Origin of the sequence: Neisseria sp. RH3002v2f (assembly GCF_014596375.1) — a bacterium.
Classification (GTDB): domain Bacteria; phylum Pseudomonadota; class Gammaproteobacteria; order Burkholderiales; family Neisseriaceae; genus Neisseria; species Neisseria cinerea.
The window spans coordinates 77,469-93,875 of record NZ_MAYZ01000020.1; the positions used below are offsets into that span (position 1 = coordinate 77,469).

Consider the following 16,407-nt stretch of genomic DNA (forward strand, 5'->3'; position numbering starts at 1 on the left):
AACGAGATTATTTTATGTTCAGCAAGTTAACCCCTTTAGCTGAAACCAACTTTCCGCCTCTGCTGTGTGCAAACGCAGCAGGGCGTTTGTTGCATTCAGACAGCCGTCAAATCAAACAAGGTGATATTTTCGTTGCCTGTCAGGGCGAATATTCAGACGGCCGCAGTTATATCCCCGCTGCCATTGCCAACGGTGCGGCTTTTGTTTTTTGGGACGACGACGGCAAATTTGCGTGGAATCCCGAATGGAAAGTCCCCAATCAAGGCATCAAAGATTTGAAACACCGTGCCGGCATGTTGGCGGCGCAAGTGTACGGCAACGTTTCAGACGGCCTCAAAGTCTGGGGCGTAACCGGCACCAACGGCAAAACCTCCATCACACAATGGCTGGCGCAAGCCGCCGATTTGTTGGGCGAAAAAACCGCCATTATCGGCACGGTCGGCAACGGCTTTTGGGGCGCATTGGAAGAAACCACGCACACCACCCCCGCCCCCGTCGATGTCCAAACCCTGCTCTACCGTTTCCGTCAACAAGGCGCAACAGCCGCCGCGATGGAAGTCTCCAGCCACGGCCTTGACCAATCGCGTGTCAACGGCGTGCCATTCCGCAGCGCAATCTTTACCAACCTCACCCGAGACCACCTCGACTACCACGGCACGATGGAAGCCTACGGTGCCATCAAGTCGCGCCTGTTTTACTGGCACGGCTTGAAACACGCCATCATCAACGTAGATGATGAATACGGCGCAGAACTTGCATGCCGTCTGAAAAAAGACTGCCCTGATTTGGCCGTTTACAGCTACGGCTTCAGCGAACACGCCGACATCCGTATTGTTCATTTCACCGCTTCTTCAGACGGCATGGAAGCCGTATTCCAAACCCCGTGGGGTGAAGGCCGCTGCCGCACCCGCCTGCTCGGACGGTTCAACGCGCAAAACCTCGCCGCCTGCATCGCCTTGCTTTGTGCCAACGGTTATCCGCTTGATAAAGTATTGGATGTGCTGGCAAAAATCCGTCCCGCCTCAGGTCGCATGGACTGCATCATGAACAGCGGCAAGCCCTTGGTCGTTGTCGATTACGCCCACACGCCCGACGCATTGGAAAAAGCACTCTCCACCTTGCAGGAAATCAAACCGCAGGGCGCGGCTTTGTGGTGCGTATTCGGCTGCGGAGGCAACCGCGACCGCGGCAAACGTCCGCTGATGGGTGCAGCAGCCGTACAGGGCGCGGATAAAGTCGTCGTAACCAGCGACAACCCGCGTTTGGAAAATCCGCACGACATCATCAACGACATCCTGCCCGCCGTGTCCGCGCCCGAATGCGTCGAAGCCGACCGTGCCGCCGCCATCCGTTATGCAGTCGAACGCGCCGCCGCAAACGACATCATTCTGATTGCCGGTAAAGGGCATGAAAACTATCAGGATGTACAAGGCGTGAAGCACCATTTCTCTGATTTTGAAATCGCAGAAAAAGCATTGGCAGAGCTGGGATAGGCCATATCAAAAATACTCAGGCGGTCTTAATTAAAACCATCTGAAAAACAAACGGAAGAAATCATGAAACCACTAGATTTACATTTCATCTGCCAAGCCCTCAACCTTCCGATGCCGTCTGAAAACAAATCCGTGTCGCGCATCGTAACCGACAGCCGCGACATCCGCGTAGGCGATGTGTTCTTCGCATTGGCGGGCGGGCGGTTTGATGCGCATGATTTTGTTGAAGACGTATTGGCTGCTGGTGCGGCGGTGGTTGTGGTTTCGCGCGAAGACTGCGTTGCAATGGATGGTGCGTTGAAAGTTGATGACACGCTTGCCGCATTGCAAACACTGGCAAAGGCCTGGCGTGAAAATGTGAACCCGTTTGTGTTCGGCATTACCGGTTCGGGCGGAAAGACGACGGTGAAGGAGATGCTAGCTGCGGTATTGCGCCGCCGTTTCGGCGATGATGCCGTGTTGGCGACGGCAGGCAACTTCAACAACCATATCGGTCTGCCGCTGACTTTGTTGAAATTAAACGAAAAACACCGCTATGCCGTCATCGAAATGGGCATGAACCATTTCGGCGAACTGGCGGTTTTAACGCAAATCGCCAAACCTGATGCCGCATTGGTCAACAACGCCCTGCGCGCTCATGTCGGCTGCGGTTTTGACGGAGTGGGCGATATTGCCAAAGCGAAAAGCGAGATTTATCAAGGCTTATGTTCAGACGGCATTGCACTGATTCCTCAAGAAGATGCCAATATGGCTGTTTTCAAAACGGCAACGCTTAATTTGAATACGCGCACTTTCGGCGTCGATAGCGGCGATGTCCACGCGGAAAACATCGTGCTGAAACCTTTGTCGTGCGAATTTGATTTGGTGTGCGGCGACGAGCGCGCAGCCGTGATGCTGCCTGTTCCCGGCCGCCACAATGTCCACAACGCCGCCGCTGCCGCCGCGCTGTCTTTGGCTGCGGGTTTGAGTTTGAACGATGTGGCGGAAGGTTTGAAAGGCTTCAGCAACATCAAAGGCCGTCTGAACGTCAAAGTCGGCATCAAGGGCGCAACCCTGATTGACGATACTTATAATGCGAACCCCGACAGCATGAAGGCAGCAATTGACGTGTTGGCGCGTATGCCTGCGCCGCGTATTTTCGTAATGGGCGATATGGGCGAACTGGGCGAGGACGAGGCCGCCGCCATGCACGCCGAAGTCGGCGCGTACGCCCGCGACCAAGGCATCGAAGCGGCTTATTTTGTCGGCGACAACAGTGTCGAAGCGGCGGAAAAATTTGGTGCGGACGGTTTGTGGTTTGCCGCCAAAGACCCGTTGATTCAAGTGTTGAGCCACGATTTGCCCGAACGCGCCACCGTGTTGGTGAAAGGTTCGCGCTTTATGCAGATGGAAGAAGTGGTCGAGGCATTGGAGGATAAGTGAAAATGAAAAGCCGACGTTTTTTTAAAGCCTTATTGCTGATTGCCGCGCTGGTCGGCGCGTTTTATGCCGGAATGCGGACGCAGGCGTATCTTTATGAAGATTTATGTTTAGACTTGGGCGGCGGCAAAAATCCCGGGGGTTATCCGATTTGCGTGATTGAGAAAGTCCCTGCACGTTAATCTGCAAAAGCCGTCCGAAACCTTGCCGGGCGGCAAGCCAACCTTAAACGGGCGCAAGCCCATGTAACGACAAAAACAAAAAAAGGAAGCCCCATGTTTTTATGGCTCGCACATTTCAGCAACTGGTTAACCGGCCTGAATATTTTTCAATACACCACATTCCGCGCCGTCATGGCGGCGTTGACCGCCTTGGCGTTTTCCCTGATGTTCGGTCCGTGGACGATACGCAGGCTGACCGCGCTCAAATGCGGACAGGCAGTGCGTACCGACGGCCCGCAAACCCACCTCGTCAAAAACGGTACGCCGACGATGGGCGGTTCGCTGATTCTGACCGCCATTACCGTGTCCACCCTGTTGTGGGGCAACTGGGCGAACCCGTATATCTGGATTCTCTTGGGCGTACTGCTTGCCACCGGTGCACTCGGTTTTTACGACGACTGGCGCAAAGTGGTTTATAAAGACCCTAACGGCGTGTCTGCCAAATTTAAAATGGTGTGGCAGTCAAGCGTTGCCATTATCGCCGGCTTGGCATTGTTTTACCTTGCCGCCAATTCCGCCAACAATATTTTGATTGTCCCGTTCTTCAAACAAATCGCCCTGCCGTTGGGCGTGGCAGGCTTTTTGGTATTGTCTTATCTCACCATCGTCGGCACATCCAACGCCGTCAACCTTACCGACGGCTTGGACGGCCTGGCCGCCTTCCCCGTTGTTCTCGTTGCCGCCGGTCTCGCCATTTTCGCCTACGCCAGCGGCCACTCCCAATTTGCCCAATACCTGCAATTGCCTTACGTTGCCGGCGCAAACGAAGTGGTGATTTTCTGTACCGCCATGTGTGGCGCGTGTCTCGGCTTTTTGTGGTTTAACGCCTATCCCGCGCAAGTCTTCATGGGCGATGTCGGCGCATTGGCATTGGGTGCGGCACTCGGTACCGTCGCCGTCATCGTCCGCCAAGAGTTCGTCCTCGTCATTATGGGCGGATTATTTGTCGTCGAAGCCGTATCCGTTATGCTTCAGGTCGGCTGGTATAAGAAAACCAAAAAACGCATCTTCCTGATGGCGCCCATCCACCACCACTACGAACAAAAAGGCTGGAAAGAAACCCAAGTTGTCGTCCGCTTTTGGATTATCACCATCGTCTTGGTGTTAATCGGCTTGAGTACCCTCAAAATCCGCTGAACCTATGCCGTCTGAACACCTTTCAGACGGCATTTGAACGCGCAATAAACCTGCGGCGGCAATCTGTCCCGTCTTATCGTTAACGGCGGCTGAAAAACCGCCCCTCACCGAAATATAGTGGATTAAATTTAAATCAGGACAAGGCGACGAAGCCGCAGACAGTACAGATAGTACGGCAAGGCGAGGCAACGCCGTACTGGTTTAAATTTAATCCACTATAGGAGAGAAACCATGAAACAGACAGTCAAATGGCTTGCCGCCGCCCTGATTGCCTTGGGCTTGAACCAAGCGGTGTGGGCGGATGACGTATCGGATTTTCGGGAAAGGCTTCAAGCTGCAGAACAAGGGGATGCTGGAGCCCAATTTTATTTGGGTGCAATGTATGCACAAGGGCAAGGAGTCCGTCAAGACGATGCACAGGCAGCGCAGTGGTATCGCAAGGCAGCAGAACAAGGGATTGCCCAAGCCCAATTCAATTTGGGTCTGATGTATGCTAACGGGCAAGGCGTCCGTCAAGACGATGCACAGGCAGCGCAGTGGTTTCGCAAGGCTGCAGAACAAGGGGTTGCCACTGCCCAATTCGGTTTGGGTGTGATGTATTACGAAGGCGAAGGCGTCCGTCAAGACGATGCACAGGCAGTACAGTGGTATCGTAGGGCTGCAGAGCAAGGGTATGCCGATGCCCAAAATAATTTGGGTCTGATGTATGCTAACGGGCATGGCGTCCGTCAAGACTATGCACAGGCAGTGCAGTGGTATCGTAGGGCTGCGGAGCAAGGGAAGGCAGAAGCCCAAAATAATTTGGGTGAGATGTATTACAAAGGCGAAGGAGTTCGTCAGGATTATAAACAGGCAGTGCAGTGGTTTCGCAATGCGGCAGAACAAGGGGTTGACGAAGCCCAATTTTATTTGGGCATAATGTATTACAAAGGGCACGGCGTGCGCCAAGACCTTGCGCTCGCTCAAGAATGGCTTGGCAAGGCGTGTCAAAACGGATACCAAAAAGGCTGCGACAATTACCAACGCCTGAAGGCGGGTTATTGAACAGCTCGCGATGCCGTCTGAAAGCGGCTTGAGCAGGAGCGGACATCCCCCCTGAACAATATGATTTGTTTTAGGACAAAACCAAAATGACTTTCCAAAACAAAAAAATCCTCGTCGCCGGGCTTGGTGGTACGGGTATTTCCATGATTGCCTATCTGCGCAAAAACGGCGCGGAGGTTGCCGCTTATGATGCGGAGCTGAAACCGGAGCGCGTGTCGCAAATCGGTAAGATGTTTGACGGGCTGGTGTTTTACACAGGCCGTCTGAAAGATGCGCTGGACAATGGTTTCGATATTCTGGCGCTCAGTCCCGGCATCAGCGAGCGTCAGCCGGATATTGAGGCGTTCAAGCAAAACGGCGGACGTGTGTTGGGCGACATTGAATTGCTGGCGGATATTATGAACCGCCGCGGCGACAAGGTGATTGCGATTACCGGCAGCAACGGCAAAACCACGGTAACGAGCCTGGTCGGTTATCTCTGCATCAAGTGCGGGCTGGATACCGTTATCGCGGGCAATATCGGCACGCCGGTTTTGGAGGCGGAATTGCAGCGCGAAGGCAAAAAGGCGGACGTGTGGGTGTTGGAGCTTTCCAGTTTCCAACTGGAAAACACCGAAAGCCTGCGCCCGACTGCGGCGACGGTACTGAACATCTCCGAAGACCATCTTGACCGCTACGACGACTTGCTCGACTACGCGCATACCAAGGATAAGATTTTCCGTGGCGGTGGCGTGCAGGTTTTAAATTCAGACGACGTGTTCTGCCGCGCCATGAAGCGCGCCGGGCGCGAGGTGAAATGGTTTTCGTTGGAACACGAAGCCGATTTTTGGTTGGAGCGCGAAACGGGTCGTCTGAAACAAGGCGATGAAGATTTGATTGCCACGCAGGACATCCCGCTGCAAGGCTTGCACAACGCCGCCAACGTCATGGCTGCCGTGGCTTTATGTGAGGCTATCGGTTTGCCGCGAAATGAATTGCTCGAACACGTTAAAACCTTCCAAGGCCTGCCGCACCGCGTGGAAAAAGTCGGCGAGAAAAACGGCGTAGTGTTCATCGACGACAGCAAAGGCACGAATGTCGGCGCGACAGCCGCCGCGATTGCCGGTTTGCAAAATCCGCTCTTCGTGATTTTGGGCGGCATGAGCAAAGGGCAGGACTTCACGCCCCTGCGCGACGCGCTTGCCGGCAAGGCAAAAGGTGTGTTCTTGATTGGTGTCGATGCTCCGCAAATCCGCCGCGATTTGGACGGCTGCGGTCTGAATATGACCGACTGCGCCACTTTGGAAGAAGCCGTTCAGACGGCATATGCCCAAGCCGAAGCGGGCGATATCGTGTTGCTCAGCCCCGCCTGCGCGAGCTTTGATATGTTTAAAGGCTACGCGCACCGTTCGGAAGTGTTTATCGAAGCATTTAAGGCTTTGTGATGCCGTCTGAAATGCAAACGCCGTCATTGTTGGGCGGGAAGTAAAGATTTAGAATATTGATTGGGGATGTATCGCATGTTCGGACGGCATTATCTGCCGTCTGAAATTTTTGCCCTTCGCGGCAGATGCAAACAGAATGACAGGTGGTTTTTTTGAAGATTTCGGACATATTGGTAAAGGTGGGGAGCGGTATCCACACCGTGCTGCTCGACAGACAGATTGTGCGCGACGGCAGGAAATTCGACACGCCGCTTTTGTGGATGTTGGTGTTGATGACGGTATTCAGCCTGCTGATGATTTATTCGGCTTCGGTGGATTCGGCGGTACGCGAAGGCGGCAGCCAATTCAGCTATGTCGGCAAACAGGCGGCATTTGTCGCTTTCTTTGCCTGCATATGTAGTTTACTTAGTCTTTTTAAGATGAAAACGTGGCGTCGGCTTGTGCCCTGGATATTCGCCGGTTCGCTTATGTCGTTGGTCGCCGTGCTGCTTGTCGGCAATGAAGTCAATGGTGCGAAACGTTGGATTCCCTTGGTAATAGTCAATTTCCAACCGACCGAGTTATTCAAGTTGGCGGTCATCTTGTATCTGTCCAGCCTGTTTACCCGCCGCGAAGAAGTGTTGCGCAGTATGGAACACCTCGGCTGGCGGTCGATTTGGCGGGGGACGGCCAATCTGGCGATGTCTTTCACCAATCCTCAGGCGCGCCGAGAAACCAAAGAAATGTATAACCGCTTCCGGTCGATTATCCTGCCTATCATGCTGGTGGCCTTCGGCTTGACGCTGGTGATGTTCCAGCCGGATTTCGGTTCGTTTGTCGTGATTACCGTCATTACTGTCGGATTGCTGTTCCTTGCGGGTTTGCCGTGGAAATATTTTTTCATTCTGGTGGGCAGTGTTTTGACCGGGATGGCGCTGATGATTGCCGCCGCCCCTTACCGTATGCAACGGGTGCTGACCTTTCTCGACCCTTGGCAGGACAAACAGAACACAGGCTATCAGCTTACCCAGTCGCTGATGGCGATCGGGCGCGGCGACTGGTTCGGTATGGGTTTGGGGGCAAGTTTGAGCAAACGCGGGTTTCTGCCGGAGGCGCATACCGATTTTATTTTCGCCATTATTGCCGAAGAATTCGGTTTCTTCGGTATGTGTGTGCTGGTGTTCTGTTACGGTTGGCTGGTCATACGCGCGTTTTCCATCGGCAAACAGGCGCGTGATTTGGGGTTGACCTTCAATGCCTATATCGCTTCGGGTATAGGTATTTGGATCGGTATCCAAAGTTTCTTCAATATCGGCGTGAATATCGGCGCGTTGCCGACCAAAGGTCTGACGCTGCCGCTGATTTCTTACGGCGGTTCGGCAGTGGCGGTAATGTTTGTCAGTATTATGCTGCTGTTGCGCATCGATTATGAAAACCGCCGGAAAATGCGCGGTTACCAAGAGGAGTAAATCATGGGCGGTAAAACCTTCATGCTGATGGCGGGCGGTACCGGCGGTCATATTTTCCCTGCGCTGGCGGTGGCGGATTCGTTGCGCGCGCGCGGCCATCATGTGATTTGGCTGGGCAGTAAGGATTCGATGGAAGAGCGTATCGTGCCGCAATACGATATTCCGCTTGAAACGCTGGCGATTAAAGGCGTTCGCGGCAACGGCATCAAACGCAAGCTGATGTTGCCGTTTACTTTGTATCAAACCGTCCGCGAAGCGCAGCGGATTATCCGCAAACACCGTGTCGAGTGCGTCATCGGGTTCGGTGGCTTCGTTACCTTCCCCGGCGGTTTGGCGGCGAAGCTATTGGGCGTGCCGATTGTGATTCACGAACAAAACGCCGTGGCCGGTTTGTCCAACCGCCACCTGTCGCGCTGGGCAAAACGGGTGTTGTACGCTTTCCCGAAAGCGTTCAGCCATGAAGGCGGTTTGGTCGGCAATCCCGTCCGCGCCGATATTGCCAACCTGCCCGTGCCTGCCGAACGCTTCCAAGGGCGTGAAGGCCGTTTGAAAATTTTGGTGGTCGGCGGCAGTTTGGGTGCGGATGTGTTGAACAAAACCGTACCGCAGGCATTGGCTTTGCTGCCCGACAATGCGCGTCCGCAGATGTATCACCAGTCAGGCCGGGGTAAGCTGGGCAGCTTGCAGGCGGATTACGACGTGCTGGGCGTGCAAGCGGAATGCGTGGAATTTATTACCGACATGGTGTCCGCCTACCGTGATGCCGATTTGGTGATTTGCCGTGCCGGCGCGCTGACGATTGCCGAGTTGACTGCGGCAGGGTTGGGCGCGTTGTTAGTGCCGTATCCTCACGCCGTTGATGACCATCAAACCGCCAACGCGCGTTTTATGGTGCAGGCGGAGGCGGGATTGCTGTTGCCGCAAAGTCAGTTGACAGCGGAAAAACTCGCCGAGATTCTCGGCGGCTTAAACCGCGAGAAATGCCTCAAATGGGCAGAAAACGCCCGTACGTTGGCGCTGCCGCACAGTGCGGACGACGTGGCGGAAGCCGCTATCGAGTGTACGGCATGATGACATGATGCGATAAACGAAACAGATGCCGTCTGAAAACAACGAAACCGGTTTCAGACGGCCTTTTTGCAACTTGGCAGCCGTATTGTGCGGGAGTATGATGTAAATAGGAATTTCTCTCATTGGATGTTGCCATGTCTGCAAAAATCTCTCCCGAAACCGTTTCTGCACTGTCCAGTACCATGCTGATTCCCCTGTGGGCAAAGGCCGTAGAGCAGGGTAGGGCACAGCCGCTTTTGCGCGATGACGAAGCCGTGCGGATGTTGGACAAGATTGACTACGACTTCGGCAGGTTTGCCAAAGCCAAAGCATCACAGGTCGGTTGCTGCGGGCGGGCGAAGCTGTTGGATGATATGACCCGGCACTTTATCGCCGAACATCCCGATGCTGTCGTCGTACAAATCGGCGCGGGGCTGGATGCGCGTTACGAACGTTTGGGCAGGCCGCGCATTACCGCTTGGTATGATTTGGATTTGCCGGAAGTGATTGAAGTGCGGCGTATGCTGCTGCCCGAGTCGGACAATCATTATCTGGGTGCGTCCATGTTCGACGAAACGTGGATGAACACCATCGTCGCGCACGGAAAACCCGTGTTGCTCGTGATCGAAGGCGTGTTGATGTATTTTGAAGAGGCGCAGGTGCAGAACTTTTTCAAACAGGTTGCCCGCCGTCTGCCGCAAGCCCAGCTTGCCTTTGACACCATACCCCAAGCTCTTGCCGGACAAAGCAAACGCCACGACGCGCTCGGCAAAATGGACAAGCCGCCCGAGTTCCGCTGGGCGATAAGCGGCACGGACGACATCCGACGCCTGATGCCGGGTGTGGAAATCATCGAAGAAGCGGGCTTGAGCAGCGTCTGCAAACCGTGTTATCCGTGGCTCTTACGCCTTGTGTATGCGACCGCGTGGGGACGGCGCAAATTGGATATGCGCTTGATGAGGATACAGATGCCGTCAAGTTGAGAAGCGCGAGGTCGTCTGGAAACCAGTTTCAGACGGCCTTATATTTTGTTTTTTCGGGTGTTTCGGTATATGAAATCGAGTTTGAAAATGTGCAGGAAAGCAGGGTTTGCCGCTGGGTGCAGCCTTATTTTTAACTATATTGCCATCGATATGAAATCCTGTATGCCGAAACATCTGTAATTTACAAGAAAACTATGGCGTAGAAGCGGATAGCCCTTTAAAATAACGCCTTTACGCATCGAAATCCACCGGAACGCAACATCATGATGAAAAATCGAGTTACTAACATCCATTTTGTCGGTATCGGCGGCGTCGGCATGAGCGGTATCGCCGAAGTCTTGCACAATTTGGGCTTTAAAGTTTCCGGTTCGGATCAGGCGCGAAATGCCGCTACCGAGCATTTGAGCAGCCTGGGCATTCAAGTTTATCCCGGCCATACCGCAGAACACGTTAACGGTGCGGATGTTGTCGTTACCTCTACCGCCGTCAAAAAAGAAAATCCCGAAGTTGTCGCTGCGCTGGCGCAACAAATCCCCGTCATTCCCCGTGCCCTGATGCTGGCGGAGTTGATGCGCTTCCGTGACGGCATCGCCATCGCCGGTACGCACGGCAAAACCACGACCACCAGCCTGACCGCTTCCATCCTCGGCGCGGCAGGACTCGACCCCACTTTCGTTATCGGCGGCAAACTCAATGCCGCAGGTACCAACGCCCGTTTGGGTAAAGGCGAATACATCGTCGCCGAAGCCGACGAGTCCGATGCGTCCTTCCTGCATCTGACCCCGATTATGTCCGTCGTCACCAATATCGACGAAGACCACATGGATACCTACGGACACAGCGTCGAAAAACTGCATCAGGCGTTTGTTGATTTTATCCACCGTATGCCGTTCTACGGCAAAGCGTTTTTGTGTATCGACAGCGAACACGTCCGCGCGATTTTGCCCAAAGTGAGCAAACCTTACGCCACTTACGGCTTGGACGATACCGCCGATATTTACGCGACCGACATTGAAAGTGTTGGCGCGCAAATGAAATTTATCGTTCATGTGCAAATGAAAGGACATGAGCAAGAGCCGTTTGAGGTTGTTTTGAATATGCCCGGCCGCCACAACGTCCTCAATGCCTTGGCAGCCATCGGTGTTGCGCTGGAAGTCGGCGCATCGGTTGAAGCGATCCAAAAAGGCTTGCTCGGCTTTGAAGGTGTTGGCCGCCGCTTTCAAAAATATGGCGACATTAAATTGCCAAACGGCGGAACTGCTTTGCTGGTAGATGATTATGGCCACCATCCTGTCGAAATGGCGGCAACCCTTTCCGCTGCACGCGGCGCGTATCCGGAAAAACGTTTGGTATTGGCCTTTCAGCCGCACCGCTATACCCGTACACGTGATTTGTTTGAAGACTTTACCAAAGTCCTCAATACTGTTGATGCGCTGGTGTTGACCGAAGTTTATGCCGCCGGTGAAGAGCCGATTGCCGCGGCCGATTCCCGCGCCCTTGCCCGCGCCATCCGCGTATTGGGCAAACTTGAGCCGATTTACTGCGAAAACGTTGCCGACTTGCCTGAAATGCTGTTGAACGTTTTACAGGATGGCGACGTCGTGTTGAACATGGGCGCAGGCAGCATCAACCGTGTACCTGCCGCGATGTTGGAGTTGTCGAAAACCTGAGGCGCAACTTTTATCGTGATGCCGCGATAGCTGCCCAATGAAGCGATGTTTTATCAGGTAGGGCAAACGAGATTAAGGTCGTCTGAAAACCCGATTTGTTTTCAGACGACCTGTATCAAACAAAAAAGCAATCAAGAAAGAACAAAAACAATGCAGAATTTTGGCAAAGTAGCCGTATTGATGGGTGGCTTTTCCAGCGAACGCGAAATCTCGCTGGATAGCGGTGCCGCCATTTTGAATGCCTTAAAAAGCAAAGGCATAGATGCGCACGCCTTCGACCCTAAAGAAACGCCCTTGGCGGAATTGAAAAACCAAGGTTTCCAAACTGCTTTCAATATCCTCCACGGTACCTACGGCGAAGACGGTGCCGTTCAGGGTGCGTTGGAATTGTTGGGCATTCCTTATACCGGCAGCGGTGTCGCCGCTTCCGCCATCGGTATGGACAAATATCGCTGCAAACTGATTTGGCAAGCCTTGGGGCTGCCTGTTCCCGAGTTTGCCGTTTTACATGAAGACTCTGATTTCGATGCCGTCGAACAGCAACTCGGCTTGCCCATGTTCGTTAAACCGGCAGCCGAAGGCAGCAGCGTCGGCGTGGTGAAAGTCAAAGAAAAAGGCCGTCTGAAAAGCGTGTACGAAGAATTGAAACACCTTCAAGGCGAAATCATTGCCGAGCGATTTATCGGCGGCGGCGAATATTCCTGCCCTGTGTTGAACGGCAAAGGCCTGCCCAGCATACACATCATCCCCGCGACCGAGTTTTATGACTACGAAGCCAAATACAACCGCGACGACACTGTTTATCAATGTCCGTCCGAAGACTTGAGCGAGGCTGAAGAAAACCTGATGCGCGCGTTGGCAGTTCGCGGGGCGCAGGCAATCGGGGCAGAAGGCTGCGTGCGTGTCGATTTCCTCAGAGATACCGACGGTAAGCTGTACCTATTGGAAATCAATACGTTGCCCGGCATGACGAGCCACAGTTTAGTACCGAAATCCGCCGCCCGGACAGGCGTGGATTTTGCCGATTTATGCATTGAAATTCTGAAGACCGCACATGTGGGATAATGCTGAAGCAATGGGACGGCTGACGCGCTGGCTGCTTGTTATTGTGGCGGTGTTGCTGGCTTTGTCGGGATTCGTTTGGTTTTATAATTCAAATTATCTTCCTGTTAAGCAGGTATCATTAAAGGGTGATTTGGTTTATTCCAATCAAAAAGAACTGGGCGTTTTGGCAAAAAAATATATTCATGGAAATATATTGAGGGCGGATATCAACGGGGTACAGGAGGCCTACCGCCGATATCCGTGGATTGCTTCTGCCATGGTGCGCCGCAGGTTCCCTGATACGGTTGAGATTGTTTTGACAGAACGTAAGCCGGTTGCGCATTGGGGAGACAGTGCCTTAGTGGATAGCGAGGGTAATGTTTTTAAGGCTCGTCTAAACAGACCGGGTATGCCGGTATTTAGAGGCGTGGAAGGAACGTCTGCCGATATACTCCGCCGTTACGGCGAATTTTCGGCAATTTTGGCAAAGCAGGGTTTGGGTATCAAAGAAATAACCTATACGGCGCGTTCGGCGTGGATTATTGTGTTGGACAACAATATCACTGTCAGGCTCGGTCGGGAAAACGATATAAAACGTCTCCGGCTTTTTACCGAGGCGTGGCAGCATTTGTTGCGTAAAAATAAAAATCGGTTATCCTATGTGGATATGAGGTATAAAGACGGATTTTCAGTCCGTTATGACTCCGACGGTTTGCCTGAAAAAGAATCTGAAGAATAGTGAAGCAGGTACTAGAAAGATTATAGTCGTGCCGTCTGAAAACGGTGAGGCACAAATTTCAATTAGTCTTAAGAGCACATGAACAATGGAACAACAGAAAAGATATATCAGCGTATTGGATATCGGCACATCGAAAGTCTTGGCGCTGATCGGTGAAGTCCAGGATGACAACGAAATCCACATCGTCGGTTTGGGACAGTCGGTTTCCCGCGGCTTGCGTGCAGGCATGGTTACCAATATAGATGCCACCGTTCAAGCCATCAGGCAGGCGGTCAATGAAGCCGAGCTGATGGCGGATACCAAGATTACTCATGTTACCACAGGTATTGCGGGCAACCACATCCGCAGTCTTAATTCGCAAGGCGTGGTCAAAATTAAAGACGGTGAAGTCACGCAGGCAGACATTGACCGTGCTATCGAAACTGCAAAGGCAGTCAATATTCCTCCCGATCATAAAATCCTGCATGCCGTCGTTCAGGACTACATCATTGATACACAATTGGGTGTGAGGGAACCTATCGGGATGAGCGGTGTCCGGTTGGATACGCGGGTACATATCATCACCGGTGCAAGCACAGCCGTGCAAAATATCCAAAAATGTATTGAGCGCTGCGGCCTAAAGGTGGATGAAGTGATGTTGCAGCCGCTGGCAAGCGGTCAGGCCGTATTGACTGAGGATGAAAAAGACCTTGGTGTATGCGTCATCGATATCGGCGGAGGCACAACAGATATAGCTGTTTATACCAATGGCGCAATTCGGCATACATCCGTCATTCCGGTGGCCGGCGATTTGATTACCAAAGATCTGTCCCAGGCTTTGAGAACGCCGCATGATGCTGCCGAATATATCAAAATCCATTACGGTGTAGTCTCTCCGGAGATGGAAGGGCTGGATGAAATGATCGAAGTTCCCAGTGTGGGCGACAGGAAGCCGCGTCAGGTTTCCCGTAAGGTTCTGGCAATCGTTATCAGGGAACGTATACGGGAAATTTTGGAGGTAGTGGCTAGCGAATTGCGTAAATCGGGTTTCCCGAAAGAAGTACTGACTTCCGGAATAGTATTGACCGGTGGTACGTCCATGCTGTCCGGTATTGAAGAACTTGCCGAAGAAGTATTCGAACTGCCCGTACGTATCGGCATACCTCAGGAGATGGGCGGCGTTTCCGAGCGCGTCCGTACGCCGCGCTACTCTACTGTCATCGGACTGCTTCAGGCGGCACGTAGTTTGGAAGGTATCCATGTGCAGCAGCAAGGCGGAATAGTGCAAGACAAAGAAGAAGCCGGCAGTGGTTTGTGGGCAAGGTTGAAGAGGTGGTTTGAAAACAATCTCTAAACAGACAGGTTGCCGTTTGACAGGGTAAGAAGTATTTTGCAAGTAACAAGGTACTTCTTATATAATAATAAATAATAATTTATTTTCAACCGTCCTCTGAATGGGCGAGCAGGAGTTTTTGAATGGAATTTGTTTACGACGTGGCAGAATCGGCAGTCAGCCCTGCGGTGATTAAAGTAATCGGATTGGGCGGCGGCGGTTGCAATGCAATCAATAACATGGTTGCCAACAATGTGCGCGGTGTGGAGTTTATCAGTGCCAATACGGATGCGCAGTCTTTGGCAAAAAACCATGCGGCGAAGAGAATCCAATTGGGTACGAATCTGACACGCGGTTTGGGTGCGGGTGCCAATCCTGATATTGGCCGCGCAGCCGCCCAAGAGGATAGGGAAGCCATTGAAGAAGCCATTCGCGGTGCAAACATGCTCTTTATTACGACCGGCATGGGCGGCGGTACCGGTACCGGTTCGGCTCCGGTTGTTGCCGAAATCGCCAAGTCGCTGGGTATCTTGACGGTTGCTGTGGTTACCCGACCGTTCGCATATGAAGGTAAGCGCGTCCATGTCGCACAGGCAGGTCTGGAACAGTTGAAAGAACACGTCGATTCGCTGATTATTATCCCGAACGACAAATTGATGACGGCTTTAGGCGAAGACGTAACCATGCGCGAAGCCTTCCGTGCCGCTGACAATGTATTGCGTGATGCCGTTGCCGGCATTTCCGAAGTGGTTACTTGTCCGAGCGAAATCATCAACCTCGATTTTGCAGATGTGAAAACCGTGATGAGTAATCGCGGTATCGCCATGATGGGTTCGGGTTATGCCCAAGGTATCGACCGTGCCCGCATGGCAACCGATCAGGCCATTTCCAGCCCGTTGTTGGATGATGTGACGTTGGACGGTGCGCGCGGCGTGCTTGTCAATATTACGACCGCCCCCGGTTGTCTGAAAATGTCCGAGCTGTCCGAGGTTATGAAAATCGTCAACCAAAGCGCGCATCCTGATTTGGAATGCAAATTCGGTGCTGCAGAAGACGAAACCATGAGTGAAGATGCAATCCGGATTACCATTATCGCAACCGGCTTGAAAGAAAAAGGTGCGGTTGAAGCCGCTCCGGTCAGAGAAACTGAATCGGTTTCCTCATCCAAACAGGCGCAAAGCTACAATGTAGAAGGTATGATTCGCACTAATCGCGGCATCCGTACCATGAACCTGACGGCTGCGGATTTCGATAATCAGTCTGTCCTTGACGATTTTGAAATCCCTGCAATTTTGCGTCGTCAACACAATTCAGACAAATAATGTGCCATTTGCCGTAAACCTATTGCCTCCCGAACCGGTTTTCCCGATTTGGGAGGTATATTTTTCAATATGCCGAATCCTGTGCGGTTTGCGGTGTGCGG

14 protein-coding genes and 1 pseudogene are annotated in these 16,407 nt (G+C 52.8%); all 15 read left to right on the forward strand.

What is annotated here, in order from left to right:
* Positions 1 to 14 precede the first annotated feature (14 nt).
* Positions 15 to 1,493: a UDP-N-acetylmuramoyl-L-alanyl-D-glutamate--2,6-diaminopimelate ligase gene (locus BBW69_RS04340; RefSeq protein ID WP_188210527.1), complete on the forward strand. Its 1,479-nt coding sequence runs from the start codon at positions 15 to 17 to the stop codon at positions 1,491 to 1,493.
* A 63-nt stretch (positions 1,494 to 1,556) separates the two neighbouring features.
* Positions 1,557 to 2,915 carry a UDP-N-acetylmuramoyl-tripeptide--D-alanyl-D-alanine ligase gene (gene murF / locus BBW69_RS04345; protein ID WP_188210528.1) on the forward strand — a complete coding sequence of 453 codons (1,359 nt, stop codon included), beginning with the start codon at positions 1,557 to 1,559 and terminating at the stop codon, positions 2,913 to 2,915.
* A 2-nt stretch (positions 2,916 to 2,917) separates the two neighbouring features.
* A complete protein-coding gene (locus BBW69_RS04350) occupies positions 2,918 to 3,094 on the forward strand; it encodes a hypothetical protein (RefSeq protein WP_042742360.1) in 177 nt (58 codons plus the stop codon).
* 93 nt (positions 3,095 to 3,187) lie between these two features.
* Entirely contained in the window at positions 3,188 to 4,270 is a 1,083-nt protein-coding gene (gene mraY / locus BBW69_RS04355; protein ID WP_188210529.1) for a phospho-N-acetylmuramoyl-pentapeptide-transferase, read from the forward strand.
* A gap of 110 nt (positions 4,271 to 4,380) precedes the next feature.
* Positions 4,381 to 4,488: pseudogene (locus BBW69_RS04360) on the forward strand (IS5/IS1182 family transposase); the annotation flags it as partial.
* Between the two features lie 13 nt (positions 4,489 to 4,501).
* On the forward strand, positions 4,502 to 5,314 hold the full coding sequence (locus BBW69_RS04365) for a tetratricopeptide repeat protein (RefSeq protein WP_188210530.1): 813 nt from the start codon (positions 4,502 to 4,504) through the stop codon (positions 5,312 to 5,314).
* Between the two features lie 86 nt (positions 5,315 to 5,400).
* Positions 5,401 to 6,738 (forward strand): UDP-N-acetylmuramoyl-L-alanine--D-glutamate ligase, encoded by a 1,338-nt coding sequence (gene murD / locus BBW69_RS04370; RefSeq protein ID WP_188210531.1) that lies wholly within the window; start codon positions 5,401 to 5,403, stop codon positions 6,736 to 6,738.
* A gap of 143 nt (positions 6,739 to 6,881) precedes the next feature.
* Positions 6,882 to 8,186 carry an FtsW/RodA/SpoVE family cell cycle protein gene (locus tag BBW69_RS04375; protein WP_188210532.1) on the forward strand — a complete coding sequence of 435 codons (1,305 nt, stop codon included), beginning with the start codon at positions 6,882 to 6,884 and terminating at the stop codon, positions 8,184 to 8,186.
* A 3-nt stretch (positions 8,187 to 8,189) separates the two neighbouring features.
* Positions 8,190 to 9,257, forward strand: a complete 1,068-nt coding sequence (gene murG, locus BBW69_RS04380; protein WP_188210533.1) for an undecaprenyldiphospho-muramoylpentapeptide beta-N-acetylglucosaminyltransferase — start codon at positions 8,190 to 8,192, stop codon at positions 9,255 to 9,257.
* A 134-nt stretch (positions 9,258 to 9,391) separates the two neighbouring features.
* Positions 9,392 to 10,219 (forward strand): class I SAM-dependent methyltransferase, encoded by an 828-nt coding sequence (locus tag BBW69_RS04385; RefSeq protein WP_188210534.1) that lies wholly within the window; start codon positions 9,392 to 9,394, stop codon positions 10,217 to 10,219.
* Between the two features lie 263 nt (positions 10,220 to 10,482).
* Positions 10,483 to 11,889: a UDP-N-acetylmuramate--L-alanine ligase gene (murC, locus tag BBW69_RS04390; RefSeq protein WP_188210535.1), complete on the forward strand. Its 1,407-nt coding sequence runs from the start codon at positions 10,483 to 10,485 to the stop codon at positions 11,887 to 11,889.
* Between the two features lie 150 nt (positions 11,890 to 12,039).
* On the forward strand, positions 12,040 to 12,954 hold the full coding sequence (locus BBW69_RS04395) for a D-alanine--D-alanine ligase (RefSeq protein WP_039854349.1): 915 nt from the start codon (positions 12,040 to 12,042) through the stop codon (positions 12,952 to 12,954).
* Positions 12,944 to 13,672 carry a cell division protein FtsQ/DivIB gene (locus BBW69_RS04400; RefSeq protein WP_107960598.1) on the forward strand — a complete coding sequence of 243 codons (729 nt, stop codon included), beginning with the start codon at positions 12,944 to 12,946 and terminating at the stop codon, positions 13,670 to 13,672. The genes BBW69_RS04395 and BBW69_RS04400 overlap by 11 nt, the downstream gene beginning before the upstream one ends.
* Positions 13,673 to 13,757: 85 nt before the next feature.
* Entirely contained in the window at positions 13,758 to 15,005 is a 1,248-nt protein-coding gene (gene ftsA / locus BBW69_RS04405) for a cell division protein FtsA (RefSeq protein ID WP_111727326.1), read from the forward strand.
* A 122-nt stretch (positions 15,006 to 15,127) separates the two neighbouring features.
* A complete protein-coding gene (ftsZ, locus tag BBW69_RS04410; RefSeq protein ID WP_003676708.1) occupies positions 15,128 to 16,306 on the forward strand; it encodes a cell division protein FtsZ in 1,179 nt (392 codons plus the stop codon).
* The last annotated feature ends 101 nt before the right edge of the window (positions 16,307 to 16,407 follow it).

What these genes read in the sequence shown, in the direction of transcription:
- BBW69_RS04340 (WP_188210527.1), top strand. Translation starts at nt 15, where the DNA reads ATGTTCAGCAAGTTAACCCCTTTAGCTGAAACCAACTTTCCGCCTCTG.
- murF (WP_188210528.1), top strand. Translation starts at nt 1,557, where the DNA reads ATGAAACCACTAGATTTACATTTCATCTGCCAAGCCCTCAACCTTCCG.
- BBW69_RS04350 (WP_042742360.1), top strand. Translation starts at nt 2,918, where the DNA reads ATGAAAAGCCGACGTTTTTTTAAAGCCTTATTGCTGATTGCCGCGCTG.
- mraY (WP_188210529.1), top strand. Translation starts at nt 3,188, where the DNA reads ATGTTTTTATGGCTCGCACATTTCAGCAACTGGTTAACCGGCCTGAAT.
- BBW69_RS04365 (WP_188210530.1), top strand. Translation starts at nt 4,502, where the DNA reads ATGAAACAGACAGTCAAATGGCTTGCCGCCGCCCTGATTGCCTTGGGC.
- murD (WP_188210531.1), top strand. Translation starts at nt 5,401, where the DNA reads ATGACTTTCCAAAACAAAAAAATCCTCGTCGCCGGGCTTGGTGGTACG.
- murG (WP_188210533.1), top strand. Translation starts at nt 8,190, where the DNA reads ATGGGCGGTAAAACCTTCATGCTGATGGCGGGCGGTACCGGCGGTCAT.
- BBW69_RS04385 (WP_188210534.1), top strand. Translation starts at nt 9,392, where the DNA reads ATGTCTGCAAAAATCTCTCCCGAAACCGTTTCTGCACTGTCCAGTACC.
- murC (WP_188210535.1), top strand. Translation starts at nt 10,483, where the DNA reads ATGATGAAAAATCGAGTTACTAACATCCATTTTGTCGGTATCGGCGGC.
- BBW69_RS04395 (WP_039854349.1), top strand. Translation starts at nt 12,040, where the DNA reads ATGCAGAATTTTGGCAAAGTAGCCGTATTGATGGGTGGCTTTTCCAGC.
- BBW69_RS04400 (WP_107960598.1), top strand. Translation starts at nt 12,944, where the DNA reads ATGTGGGATAATGCTGAAGCAATGGGACGGCTGACGCGCTGGCTGCTT.
- ftsA (WP_111727326.1), top strand. Translation starts at nt 13,758, where the DNA reads ATGGAACAACAGAAAAGATATATCAGCGTATTGGATATCGGCACATCG.
- ftsZ (WP_003676708.1), top strand. Translation starts at nt 15,128, where the DNA reads ATGGAATTTGTTTACGACGTGGCAGAATCGGCAGTCAGCCCTGCGGTG.